This window comes from Sphingopyxis indica (genome assembly GCF_900188185.1).
Lineage (GTDB): Bacteria > Pseudomonadota > Alphaproteobacteria > Sphingomonadales > Sphingomonadaceae > Sphingopyxis > Sphingopyxis indica.
This window is the reverse complement of the sequence record NZ_FZPA01000001.1, coordinates 474,328-486,202: the sequence shown is the minus strand read 5'-3', so window position 1 is coordinate 486,202 and position 11,875 is coordinate 474,328. Positions and strand designations below refer to the sequence as shown.

10 protein-coding genes are annotated in these 11,875 nt (G+C 65.6%); 5 read left to right on the top strand and 5 right to left on the bottom strand.

Annotated elements, in window-relative coordinates:
* Positions 1-93 precede the first annotated feature (93 nt).
* Positions 94-2,718 carry an EAL domain-containing protein gene (locus CHB69_RS02185; RefSeq protein ID WP_245836450.1) on the bottom strand — a complete coding sequence of 875 codons (2,625 nt, stop codon included), beginning with the start codon at positions 2,716-2,718 and terminating at the stop codon, positions 94-96.
* A gap of 167 nt (positions 2,719-2,885) precedes the next feature.
* On the opposite strand from CHB69_RS02185, the gene CHB69_RS02180 reads away from it, so the two are divergent.
* Positions 2,886-3,914 (top strand): fatty acid desaturase family protein, encoded by a 1,029-nt coding sequence (locus CHB69_RS02180; RefSeq protein WP_089214317.1) that lies wholly within the window; start codon positions 2,886-2,888, stop codon positions 3,912-3,914.
* A 2-nt stretch (positions 3,915-3,916) separates the two neighbouring features.
* Here CHB69_RS02180 and CHB69_RS02175 read toward each other — a convergent pair whose 3' ends face one another.
* The 3 genes from CHB69_RS02175 to CHB69_RS02165 are packed head-to-tail and all read right to left on the bottom strand — an operon-like array spanning position 3,917 to position 6,494.
* Positions 3,917-4,399 (bottom strand): asparaginase domain-containing protein, encoded by a 483-nt coding sequence (locus tag CHB69_RS02175; RefSeq protein ID WP_212541877.1) that lies wholly within the window; start codon positions 4,397-4,399, stop codon positions 3,917-3,919.
* Positions 4,396-4,881 carry a DUF3291 domain-containing protein gene (locus tag CHB69_RS02170; RefSeq protein WP_089214756.1) on the bottom strand — a complete coding sequence of 162 codons (486 nt, stop codon included), beginning with the start codon at positions 4,879-4,881 and terminating at the stop codon, positions 4,396-4,398. Before CHB69_RS02170 ends, CHB69_RS02175 begins: the two co-directional genes overlap by 4 nt.
* 11 nt (positions 4,882-4,892) lie before the next feature.
* Positions 4,893-6,494: a lysine--tRNA ligase gene (locus tag CHB69_RS02165; protein ID WP_089214755.1), complete on the bottom strand. Its 1,602-nt coding sequence runs from the start codon at positions 6,492-6,494 to the stop codon at positions 4,893-4,895.
* A gap of 106 nt (positions 6,495-6,600) precedes the next feature.
* Here CHB69_RS02165 and CHB69_RS02160 point away from each other — a divergent pair, with 106 nt between their 5' ends.
* The 3 genes from CHB69_RS02160 to CHB69_RS02150 all read left to right on the top strand — a co-directional run bounded on the left by CHB69_RS02160 (position 6,601) and on the right by CHB69_RS02150 (position 8,658).
* Positions 6,601-6,969, top strand: coding sequence for a PilZ domain-containing protein (locus tag CHB69_RS02160; RefSeq protein ID WP_089214315.1), 369 nt, complete (start codon positions 6,601-6,603; stop codon positions 6,967-6,969).
* Positions 6,970-7,101: 132 nt separating this feature from the next.
* Positions 7,102-7,452, top strand: coding sequence for a DMT family protein (locus tag CHB69_RS02155; RefSeq protein WP_089214314.1), 351 nt, complete (start codon positions 7,102-7,104; stop codon positions 7,450-7,452).
* An 18-nt stretch (positions 7,453-7,470) separates the two neighbouring features.
* The gene (locus tag CHB69_RS02150; protein ID WP_089214313.1) at positions 7,471-8,658 is read left to right on the top strand and encodes a carboxynorspermidine decarboxylase; all 1,188 of its coding nucleotides are present in this window, start codon (positions 7,471-7,473) and stop codon (positions 8,656-8,658) included.
* Here CHB69_RS02150 and CHB69_RS02145 read toward each other — a convergent pair.
* The gene (locus CHB69_RS02145; RefSeq protein WP_089214312.1) at positions 8,639-10,297 is read right to left on the bottom strand and encodes an FAD-dependent oxidoreductase; all 1,659 of its coding nucleotides are present in this window, start codon (positions 10,295-10,297) and stop codon (positions 8,639-8,641) included. The two genes, CHB69_RS02150 and CHB69_RS02145, sit on opposite strands and share 20 nt — an antisense overlap.
* Positions 10,298-10,527: 230 nt before the next feature.
* Between CHB69_RS02145 and CHB69_RS02140 the strand changes: the two genes are divergently transcribed.
* Complete coding sequence (locus tag CHB69_RS02140; RefSeq protein WP_089214311.1) at positions 10,528-11,724, top strand: type III PLP-dependent enzyme; 1,197 nt, start codon at positions 10,528-10,530, stop codon at positions 11,722-11,724.
* The last annotated feature ends 151 nt before the right edge of the window (positions 11,725-11,875 follow it).

Below are 11,875 nucleotides of genomic sequence, written 5' to 3'. Positions count from 1 at the left end.
GGGGCAACCAGCCCCTGCCGCACGCCGACGCCTCGCCAGCGGGCTGTCTGGCGCAATCACGACGACCCAGATTGGTCGAAAACTGCTCTAGCGTCAGGCGGCGCGGCCGACTGCGGGCCGGGCCGCCGCCCGCCCTGCCCCGCCTTTGCCGATCAGCGTCTCGAGCTCGATCGCCCTGGCGAACTGCACCCCGACGCGGTTGCCGTTCGACCAGCGCACGCGCGCCTCGATCCGCAGCCCGTCGCCGAACGCCAGGGTCAGCGGCGTATCTTCGGGCACGTTCCACAATCCTTCGATCAGCGCGCCGCCGGTCGACACGTTGCGGACGAGCGCCTCATAATTGTGACCGCCGCTCGCCACCTCGATCGTCCGCAAGATATGCCGCCGCGGCGCCCGCGCGCTCTTGTAGCCGCGCGCGACGACATGCCCATCCTTCTCGCCGATCAGCGCGAGAATCTCGTCCAGGTCCATCGGCTTGCCATAGATATAGCCCTGGACATGGCTGCACCCCAGCCCCCGGACCAGCGCGAGGTCGTCGTGGGTCTCGACCCCCTCGGCGGTCGTCTCCATGTCGAGCGCGGTCGCGAGGCCGACGATCGACGAGATGATTGCGGCGTTCATGCTGCTCTTGTCGGCGGCGCCGAGGACGAAGCTCTGGTCGATCTTGATCTTGTCGAACGGCGCCTTCTTCAGATAGCCGAGCGCCGAATAGCCGGTGCCGAAATCGTCGAGCGCGAGGCGCACGCCGGTGCGCTTCAGCCGCTGGAACATCGCCAGATTTTCCGGGCTCTCGTCGAGGAACACGCCCTCGGTGATCTCGAGCTCCAGCTGTGCGGGCTCGATCCGCGATGCCGATACCGCGCTCATGATCGTCGCGGGCAGTTTTTCGTTGGCGAACTGGCGCGGCGAGACGTTGACCGCGACGCGGTAGCCGGGACCAATCCTGGCAACCGCGTCACACGCGGTGCGGATGATCCATTCGCCGATCGGCACGATCAGGTTCGATTCCTCGGCGATGGGGATGAACTTCGAAGGGCTGACGACCTTGCCGTCGCCGCGTCGCCAGCGGATCAGCGCCTCGAAGCCCGTGATCTTCTCGCGCGCGACATCGACGATCGGCTGATAGAGCAAAGTCAGCTCGTCTTTCGCCAGCGCGTCGCGCAGCGCATCTTCGATCGCCTTGCGCTCGCTCGCCTGATTGTGCATCGCGTCGGCATAGAAGCGATAGACGCCGCGTCCCGCATCCTTTGCCGCATAGAGGGCAAGGTCGGCGTTGCGCACCAGCGCCGAAGCGCCGACGCCCGCGCCGCTCGACACCGCAATGCCGACCGACGAGCCGATACGCACCTGTTCGCCCTCGATGGCGAAGGGTTTGGCGAGGCTCAGAATGATCGCATTGGCGATGCTCGCCAGCTTTTCGGGCTGGGTGATTTGCGGCAGCACGATCTGGAACTCGTCGCCGCCGAGCCGCCCGACCTGCCCCTTGTCGCCGATGATCTGGGTGAGCCGCGCCGCCGCCTGCTGGAGAAGCTGGTCGCCGACCGGATGGCCGAGCGTGTCGTTCACCGCCTTGAAGCGGTCGAGGTCGAGCAGCAGCAGCGCGCAGGGTTGCGGCTGGCCGATGTGGTTCTTGAGCGCGCGCTCGAGCAGGTCGGTGATCTGCAACCGGTTGGCGAGGCCGGTGAGCGTATCGTAGCGCGCGAGCTGGTTGATCGCGCGCTCCGACTTCTTCTTTTCGGTCAGGTCGGTGCCGCTGCCGCGAAACCCCTGAAAATTGCCATATTCGTTGCTGATCGGCTGGCCCGAAATCGACCACCAGCGCTCCTCCCCGGGCACCGCCGCCTGCACGGTCAACTCCTTGAACGGCGTCCGCGACGACAGGCTGAAGCCGAGCGTCCGCTCCTCGCTTTCATCCCTGCCGACGCGCTTGCGGATCAGGTCGGTGAACGGCCGGCCGAGCAGGTCGGCAAGCGGCCGATCGAGCTTCGCCGCGATCGTCGGCGAAATATAGACGAGTTGGCCATAGCGATCGGTTTCCCAGAACCAGCCGCGCCCGGCGCGTTCGAAATCGCGCACCAGATTGAGCGCGCGCTGCTGCTCGCTGACGACGAGCCGCGCGGTGCGCGTCGCGCGGCGCTGATGCCTAATGTCTTCGCGCATCATCACCATCAGCAAGGCGAGGAATATGAGCGCTGTGATCGCAAAGGGCCACGATGCGACCCCGATCGCGCCGCCGAGGGCGGTCGCGCCGGCAAAGGCGAAAAAGGCCGGGCGCGCGATCGACGAGGCCGAAGCGGCGACGAGGATCGCGCCAAGATGGATCGCCGTAAAGGCGCCGAAGACCAGCCGTTCGTCGGGCACCGCCACCGCCGCGAACAGCGCCGTCGAGCCGAGCAGGCTGCTCAGCGCAACGAGGATCATCGCGGTCGCCGCGATCCGGCGCGGATGCCTGAGCAATCGTCCGCGCGGCATTCGCATCGCCTGTCCGATCACCGTCAGGGCCACGTCGCACGCTATGCCGGCGCCGAGCACTGGCGCATACCAGCCGGTTTGCAGAAAGCCCGCAAGGCCGGGGAAGAAGGCGAAGGCGAAAAAGGCGAGCGCACGGCCGACGAGCACATAATGCCAGAGCTGGGCGACGCGGATCAGCCGGGCGACCAGACCGGGTGAACCGAACAGCGATTCCTCCCCGCTCGTCGAGCGCGCCAACGAGCGCAATATCGCCTCCTTACTCCCCAAAATCCGCCGTTCCTGCTGCTTTGGACCGGGTTGGAGCCCTCTCAGAAAGGGGTTTCCAAATCCTTATGCGGGCGCGTTCATTTGCGCCGAAGCTGTGCCAAAACGGAAGGACTTTGGTTTCGCATCGCAACTTGTTATGCTGTGTTATGCCCGCCGTTCGCCTCTTGCCGCCCGACCGCTTTTTCGACCGTTCCGAATGGGCGGCGATCACTCGCGCTTCGCCCTGGCGCGGCATCTGGCTCGTCGCGCATGCGTGGATCGTCACGGCCGTGCTGCTGGGCGTCGCGGCCTGGTCGCAGAACCCGCTCGTCTGGCTGCTTGCAGTCATTTTCGTCGGCGGACGGCAGCTGGGCCTTGCCATCCTGATGCACGACGCGGCGCACGGCGCGCTGCATCCGAACCGGAAAATCAACAATTTCCTCGGCCAGTGGCTCACCGGCGCGGCGACCGGGTCGGACCTGATCGCCTATCGCACCTATCATCTGCAGCACCACAAATATACGCAGCAGACCGAAGACCCCGACCTGTCGCTGTCGAAGCCCTTCCCCACCACCCGCGCGAGCCTGTGGCGCAAGGTCGTGCGCGACCTGACCGGCCAGACCTTCGTCAAGCAGCGCCGCGCGCAATTCGGCTATGCCTGGATCGGCCTCAAGGCGATGCTGCGCGGCGAGGCGGCGGACAGGCGCGGCGGCACGCGCGCGGGCACGCCGTTCAACAAGCAGTCCGACGACGGCATGACGTCACCCACCGCCGATCTTGCGGGCGCGATGGCGGTGACGCGCGCGGTCGGGCGCTTCCTGCTCGTGCAGGCGGTGCTGCTCGCAGCCTCGCTCGCGCTTTACGGCTGGACGCCTTGGCTGCTCTGGATCGCGGCGATGGCCACCACATTCCAGCTCTACCTGCGCGTCCGCAACATCGCCGAACATGCCTGCACGACGACGGGCAGCGACGATCCCTTCACCCATGCGCGCACGACCCGCGCGAACTGGCTGGAGCGCGCGACGGTCGCTCCATATTGGGTGAATTATCACGCCGAGCACCATCTGTTCATGGGGGTGCCTTGCTATCGCCTGCCGCAAGTCCACGCCGCGCTCGGCCGCGCGGGCAAGCATGACGCGATGACGATCGCGCCGGGTTATGCCGCGGTGCTGCGGCAGGTGACGGCGAAAGCTTAGCCTCAGCTTTCGGCGACGAAACGCGCGCCCGCGCGATCCTTCACCGTCGTCGCGGGGTCGAAGATCATCCCGTTCATCGCGACATAGACGCCCGCCGGCAGCGTCTGGACCGCCGCGAGCGCGAAGCCGACGTTGAATTCGGCGTCGCTCGCGCGCACCGATGCCGGCTGCATCGCGCCGGTCATCACGATCGTCTTGCCGGGGATCGACTGAAGCACGCGGCCCGTCGTCACCATCGTGTCGGTGCCGTGGGTGACGAGGATCTGCGCGGCATCGCTCGCCGCGACGGCGGCGCGGATCGCCTCGCGGTCGGCGTCGTCCAGTTCGAGGCTGTCCTTGCGCATCAGCTGCGTCACGCGGTGCGGGACGAGGACATTATTCTCGCGCAACATGTCGGGAATCGCCGCCGGGCCGATCTGAAACTCCGAAAGCGCGTCGAAATAGACTTTGTCGATCGTGCCGCCCGTGGTGAAGATTTCGATCACGCGCATTCGTCCTGCACCGGCACCGCCGCCGTGCCGTCGGGCGCCGGGAACGGCCGCTTGAAGATAAAGGCTTCGGCCGTCGGCCCCTTTGCCTCCAGCATCGCAATCCGCGCCATCCCCTCGGCGACGGACGGACGATGTCCCGCGGGCACCCACCAAAGCACCTGGTAAACGCCGATATTGTCGAACCACTCCTTGCGTCGCTTCATGACCGCAAGGTGATCGGGCCGACGATAGACAAAGGCGGCGAGCGCATCGAGATCACGCCACACCGACATATTCGCGATAAGGTGCGGATCGTCGGTGACGGGCACGTCGGTCGCGTCATTGCCGTCGCCCGTCAGACGCCAGATAAAGCCGTCGCTCGCCTCGGCCACCGCGTTCACATGATCGAGCGCATCCATGAAATCGCGGTTGGCGACATGCTCCGGAGGCAGCCGAAAGCGCGCGATATTGATCTGTGCGAGTTCAAAGCCTGCCATGCCATCCTCCTTCATGCCAGTGCCTCGGCGATCAGCCGCCGCGTGTTGTCGATCCCGAACAGCGCGATGAAGCTGCCCATGCGCGGCCCGGCGCTCGATCCGAGCAGCGTCTCATAGAGCGCCCGGAACCAGTCGCGCAGATTTTCAAAGCCATAGGCGTCGTTCTTGCCGATTTCATAGACGATATTCTGGATGTCGTCGGCCGAGGCATCGGCGGGCAGCGCCGCGAGCTTGTCGTCGAGGTCCTTGAGCGCCGCGCCCTCGCCGCCTACGGGCTTGCGCCGCTTCAGCGTCGGCGCGACATAATCGCGGTTATACGCCATCGCATTGTCGATCAGCCGGTCGAGCTCGGGCCAGGTCGCCGCATCGGCGCCCGCGACATATTGGCCGAGATAGCGCCAGATCTGCTCCTTCGACGCGTCGGCGCCCATCACCGCGACAAGATTGAGGAGCAGGCCGTAAGTCACCGGCAGCACCGCATCGGGAACCTGCTCGCCGCGCGCGACATGGACGTGGTGCACCGGATTGCCGAGCTTCTTGTCGGGCTCCTGCGCCGGATAGGCGCCGCGCATCTGCAGATATTCGTCGACCGCCTTGGGCACGACGCCGATGTGGAGCTGCTTCGCCGCCTTGGGCTCGCGATAGGCATAGAAAGCGAGGCTTTCCTCGCTGCCATAGGCGAGCCACTGCTCCATCGACAGGCCGTTGCCCTTCGACTTCGAAATCTTTTCGCCCTTTTCGTCAAGGAACATCTCGTAGATCAGCCCTTCGGGCTTGCGCCCGCCAAGCGCCCGCGCGATCTTGCCCGACTGGATGCCGCTGTCGGTCAGATCCTTGCCGTACATCTCGTAATCGACGCCGAGCGCGACCCAGCGCATCGCCCAGTCGACCTTCCATTGCAGCTTGGCGCCACCCGAGAAGATACAATGCGTGATCGTCTCGCCCTCGTCCTCGAAGGACACGAGCCCCGCATCGGCATCGACGACGGTCACCGGCACCTGCAGCACGATCCCCGACGTGGGGCTGACCGGCAGGATCGGCGAATAGGTCGCGGCGCGCTCGGCGCGGAGCGTCGGCAGCATGATGTCGAGAATGTCCTGATTGTGGCGCAGGACATTCTTCAGCGCCTCGTCGAACGCGCCCGAGCGATAGCGTTCGGTCGAACTGACGAATTCATAATCGAAGCCGAAGCGGTCGAGAAACTCGCGCAGCATCGCATTGTTATGATGCGCGAAACTCTCGAACTTGCCGAACGGATCGGGGATCGCGGTCAGTGGCTTGCCCAGGTGCTCGCGCAGCATGTCGCCGTTCGGCACATTGTCGGGAACCTTGCGCAGCCCGTCCATATCGTCGCTGAATGCCACGAGCCGCGTCGGCGCGCCGCCGGTGAGTGTTTCATAGGCGCGCCGGACCATCGTCGTGCGCAGCACTTCGTTGAAGGTGCCGATGTGCGGCAGGCCCGACGGACCATAGCCGGTCTCGAACAGCACCGCCTCGCCGCCGGGCTTGCCTTGCGGATAGCGTTTGACCAGCTTGCGCGCTTCCTCGAACGGCCAGGCCTTGGACGTTTGCGCCGGTTCGCGCAGCGAAGGATGAAGATGCAAGTCGGTCATGAATGCGCCCATAGCGGCAAGCGCGACCGAATCGAAAGGCAAAAGTGCCGGCCCGTGCGGGGCGACCGTTACCGGAATATTTACCATGTTGCGGCAAACTTCGGCCATGACCAGCTCACCGCCCCGCCGCCCGCGCGAGCATAAGCGCACCGCCGTCGACCTCGACGTGATCGTCAACGGCGTCCTCAACCATATCGGCGGCCGCATCACCGACCTGTCCGAAGGCGGCGCGCGCATCGACGGTGCCAGCCTGCCCGAACGGTCGCGCTGTGAAATCCATTATGGCGGGCAGATCGTCTATGCCGTGGTGATGTGGTCGGAATATGACCGCATGGGGGTGCGCTTCCCCTATGAATTGACGCACGGCCCGCTGTTCCGCGCGCTCGAAGCCGCCCGCGAGGCAACGCCGAGCGGCCCGGCACGGATTTTCCTCAGCCAGCGCCACACCGGCTTCGGGCGCCGCGGGTTGAACTGAATTTGCGCCAGTCGCCGCCGCTGTCCGAGGTTACGACGGGCAAGATACGATCAACAAGCAATATTCTGCATCCCATCTTCGTCATTCCCGCAAAGGCCGGGATGACGTAAAAATTAAGGGACCCGTGGACATATGACCGCCTATTTCCTGCCCATCGGCCTCCTCTTCGTCTCCAACATCTTCATGACCTTTGCCTGGTACGGACATCTCGGCGACCTTTCGCGCCCGATCTGGCTCGCGGTACTGCTGGCATGGGGCCTGGCCTTCTTCGAATATTGCCTCGCGGTGCCGGCAAACCGCATCGGCTACGGCGTCTATAGCGCCGCCGAACTCAAGACCTTGCAGGAAGTCATCACGCTCATCATCTTTGCGGGCTTCGCGGTCTTCTGGCTCGGCGAAAAGCTGACGGTGAACCACCTCATCGGCTTCTCGCTGATCGCGGCGGGCGCATTCTTCATCTTCAAGGGGCCGATCGCGGCCTGACGACAGGATATTCGACCGATGGAAACCAGAGCCGGCGATCCCGGGGCCTTTGCCCATTTCGACCTTACCCGCGTCCCCTCGCCCGCCTTCGTCGTCGACGCGGCGAAGATACGCGCGAACCTCGCCGTGCTGCGCCGCATCGGCGATGCATCGGGCGCGCGCGTGCTTGCAGCGCTCAAGGCCTTCTCGATGTGGTCGCTGGGCGATACGGTCGCCGAATATCTCGACGGCGTCTGCGCCTCGGGCCTCTACGAAGCGCGGCTGGGGCGCGAGGAATATGGCGGCCCCAATGGCGACAAGGAGGTCGCGACCTATTGCGCGGGCTACAAGGAAGCGGACCTGCCCGACATCGCGCGGCTGTCGGACCATCTGATCTTCAATTCGCCCGGACAGCTTGCGCGCTTCCGCCCGCTGCTGGGTCGCCTGCGCGCGCAGGGCGAGGCGTTCGACATCGGGCTGCGCATCAACCCGATGCACAGCGAGGGCGAGGTCGCGAAATATGATCCCGCCGCACCGTGCAGCCGGCTCGGCTTCCCGGTCACGCAACTGCTCCCCGAGCATCTGGAGAGCGTCGACGGCATCCATATGCACAGCCTGTGCGAGCAGGATTTCCCGCCGCTCCAGCGTACCTGGAATGCAGTGCAGCCGACGCTACGTCCCTTTTTCGGCCGGCTCAAATGGATCAACTTCGGTGGCGGCCACCATATCACCCGCGCCGATTACCAGACGGACGACCTGATTGCCTTTCTGAAGCGCGTGCGCGCCGAAACCGGCTGCGAGGTGATGATCGAGCCGGGCGAGGCGGTCGCACTCGACGCAGGAATCCTCGTCGGTGAAATACTCGACCTGTTCGACAATGGCATGCCCATCGGCATCGCCGACATCAGCGCGACATGCCACATGCCCGACGTGATCGAGGCCCCCTATCGCCCCGCGATGCTCGGCGAGGCGGGCGAGGGCCCGCCGACCCGCCTCGGCGGCCCCTCATGCCTTGCCGGCGACGTGATCGGCGATTATCGCCTGCCCGGTGGCGCGCGCATCGGCCAGCGCTTCGCCTTTCTCGACCAGGCGCATTATTCGATGGTCAAGACCAATACATTCAACGGCGTGCCGCTGCCGTCGATCTGGCTGTGGGACAGCGAGACCGACGATCTGCGCGAGATCCGGCGTTTCGGCTATGAGGATTTCAAGACGCGGCTGAGCTGATTTCCGCCAGCGCCGCGTGAATGTCGCTCACGACCACCGATCCCTCACCCACCGATGAGGCGACGCGCTTCACCGACCCCTTGCGCACGTCGCCGACGGCGTAGATGCGCGGCCAGCTCGTTTCGTAGCGGCTCGGCATCCGATCGAGCGACCAGCCGGCGCGCACGAGTTCGAGCGGGGCGATGTCGGTGCCGGTCTTCACGAAGCCACGTTCGTCGCACACCATTTCCTTTGGTAGCCAGCCGGTGTTCGGGCGCGCACCGATGAAAAGGAACAGGAAGCGGCAATCGCAATGCCCCTCCGATCCGGTTTCGCGGCAGCGGTAGGTCAGCCCCTCGAGCCCCTCCGCACCGTGCAGCGCGGTTACGTCGGTCGACGGAATGATCGCGATATTCGGATGCTCCTCCAGCCGCTTGACCAGATATTCGGACATCGTCTCGCGCAGGCTCGCGCGGCGGAAGATGACATGGACCTTCTTCGCAAAGCTCGCGAGATAAATCGCGCCCTGCCCCGCCGAATTGCCCGCGCCGACCACGGTGACCTCGGCGTCGCTGCATAGCTGCGCCTCCATCGGCGTCGCGCCATAGAAGATACCGCGCCCTTCATAGGCTTCGATCCCGTCGATCGGCAGCCGCTGATATTGCGCGCCGCTCGCGATCACCACCGCGCGGCTGCGCAGCCGCCGGCCGTCGGCGAGGCTCAGGCAATAGGCGTCGGCGTCGCGTTCGATCGCGCTCGCCCGCACCGGCGCGACGAGCCGCGCGCCGAATTTCTGCGCCTGCACCGTCGCGCGCCGCGCGAGTTCATTCCCCGAGATTCCGGTCGGAAAGCCGAGATAATTCTCGATCTTCGATGAGGTGCCCGCTTGCCCGCCCGGCGCCAGCGAGTCGATCGCGATCACCGTCAGCCCTTCGGACGCGGCATAGACCGCCGCCGCGAGCCCGCCGGGGCCGCTGCCGACAACGATCACGTCGGCGGTCGCGCCGTCGGGCAACAGGTCGAGCCCCAGCCCGGCGGCGAGCTGCTCGGGCGTCGGCTGCACGAGCACATCCGCCGCGCCGAGGATCGCCACCGGCAATTGCGCATCGTCGATCCCGCGCTCGGCGAGCAGGTGCGCGGCGACCGGCCCGTCGGCGGGGTCGAACCAGCGGTGCGCGACGCCATGCTTGGCGAGCAGGTCGCGCAGCGCATAGACGCTGCGATCGCGCGCGCTGCCGATCACGATCACGGCGGCAAAACCGCGGCGGTTGCTGAATTCGCGCCGCGCCGCGAAGATGCGCACGAAAATATCCGAATAATGCGAATTGGCGGCGATCAGCTGCTGGAAGCGTGCGTGCGGGATCCGCAATATCGCGCCCTCGATCCCCATTTCGACGCGCGACAGGTGGCGCTGGCCGGTGAGCACCGACAGGTCGCCCGCGAACTGCCCGCGCTCCATCCAGCCGACCCGTTTCGGCCCGGCGTCGGAGTTTGCGAAGATATGCACCTCGCCCGACAGCGTGACGATGCAATCGGGCGCCATCGTGCCGTCGACGATCAGCAGTTCGCCCTCGCGGTGCGACTCGACGGTGCCCCAGGCAGCCAATTCGTCGAGTTCGGCGTCGGTAAAGGTATGATTCACATCGGCGGGAGAGGTCATGTGGACAATTTCCTTGTCGCTCCGCCGCGCCGTGGTCGGCGCCGCTATCCGCCTTTTCTAGCCTTTGCCGGGATCGGCGCAAGCCGACGCGCGCCCGCAAAAAACCGTGGGACAGGGTCTTTACACGCCGGCCTCCCGCCCATATATGCGCCCCTCGCTGCCCCAGGGGGACTTCCAATAACCGCAAGGCAGCCCTTGTCGTTTAACTTTACCTTTGGGGGTCCCTTGAATTGCACCAGAAACATAGCGCCCACGGGCTGATTCAGGCACTTTCGCCGATCGAACCTGTTACGCTTGTCCGCCCGCATGCCGCGCGGCGCGCAGCGCGTTTCTTCATCGAGCGATTTCCCGGCACGACCATGTATGCGGTGAAGGCGAATCCCTCGCCCGACCTTCTGCGCGTGCTTTGGGACAGCGGTGTGACTCATTATGACGTCGCCTCGATCGCCGAGGTGCGGCTGGTCGCGCGCGAGCTTCCCGAAGCCACCCTTTGCTTCATGCATCCGGTCAAGGCCGAGGAGGCCATTTCCGAAGCCTATTGGAAGCATGGCGTGCGCACCTTCTCGCTCGACACGATGGACGAGCTTCAGAAGATCGTCCGCGCGACCGAGGGCGCCGAGGATCTCAACCTGCTCGTGCGCCTTCGCGTTTCGTCCGATCATTCGAAGCTCAGCCTCGCCGCCAAGTTCGGCGCCGAGCCCGAGGATGTCACCGAGCTGCTCATGGCGACGCGTCAGGCATCCGACGCGCTCGGCATCTGCTTCCACGTCGGCAGCCAGGCGATGACCCCGCACGCCTATGCGCAGGCGATGGAGCGCGTCCGCGCCGCGATCGTCGCGGCGTCGGTGACGGTCGATATCGTCGATGTCGGCGGCGGCTTCCCTTCATCCTATCCCGGCATGGAGCCCCCCCCGCTCGACGCCTATTTCGAGACGATTCACCGCAGCTTCGAAAGCCTGCCGATCAGCTATTCGGCCGAGCTGTGGTGCGAACCCGGCCGCGCGCTGTCGGCCGAATACAGCTCGCTCGTCGTGCGCGTCGAAAAGCGCCGCGATCAGGAGCTCTATATCAACGACGGCGCCTATGGCGCGCTGTTCGACGCCGCGCACGTCGGCTGGCGCTTCCCGGTCGCGCTGCTGCGCGAGCCCGAGAGCGAGGCCGAACTCGTCGCCTACAGCTTCTATGGCCCGACCTGCGACGACCTCGACCATATGGCGGGTCCCTTCTACCTGCCCGCCGACGTCAAGCCCGGCGACTTCATCGAGGTCGGGATGCTCGGCGCCTATGGCTGCGCGATGCGGACGAAGTTCAACGGCTTCGGCGCCGAGGAAATCCACATCGTCGAGGACGAACCGATGGCGAGCCTCTACACCGGCGAAGTCGACGAACCCGAACGCCGCACAGCGACGGTGACCAAGCTGTTCTGAGCGGGCGGCTGCAAACCTTCCAAGCCCCTCCTCTTCAGAGGAGGGGTTGGGGGTGGTGGCGCGCGTCAGCGCGCAAGACTTCGAGCACCACCCCGCTGCGACTAGGGCGCAAGCGCCCAAGTCTCGCTGCCCCTCCTCTGAAGAGGAGGGG

What these genes read in the sequence shown, in the direction of transcription:
- CHB69_RS02160 (WP_089214315.1), top strand. Translation starts at nt 6,601, where the DNA reads ATGACCAGCTCACCGCCCCGCCGCCCGCGCGAGCATAAGCGCACCGCC.
- CHB69_RS02180 (WP_089214317.1), top strand. Translation starts at nt 2,886, where the DNA reads ATGCCCGCCGTTCGCCTCTTGCCGCCCGACCGCTTTTTCGACCGTTCC.
- CHB69_RS02165 (WP_089214755.1), bottom strand. Translation starts at nt 6,494, where the DNA reads ATGACCGACTTGCATCTTCATCCTTCGCTGCGCGAACCGGCGCAAACG.
- CHB69_RS02150 (WP_089214313.1), top strand. Translation starts at nt 7,471, where the DNA reads ATGGAAACCAGAGCCGGCGATCCCGGGGCCTTTGCCCATTTCGACCTT.
- CHB69_RS02145 (WP_089214312.1), bottom strand. Translation starts at nt 10,297, where the DNA reads ATGACCTCTCCCGCCGATGTGAATCATACCTTTACCGACGCCGAACTC.
- CHB69_RS02155 (WP_089214314.1), top strand. Translation starts at nt 7,102, where the DNA reads ATGACCGCCTATTTCCTGCCCATCGGCCTCCTCTTCGTCTCCAACATC.
- CHB69_RS02170 (WP_089214756.1), bottom strand. Translation starts at nt 4,881, where the DNA reads ATGGCAGGCTTTGAACTCGCACAGATCAATATCGCGCGCTTTCGGCTG.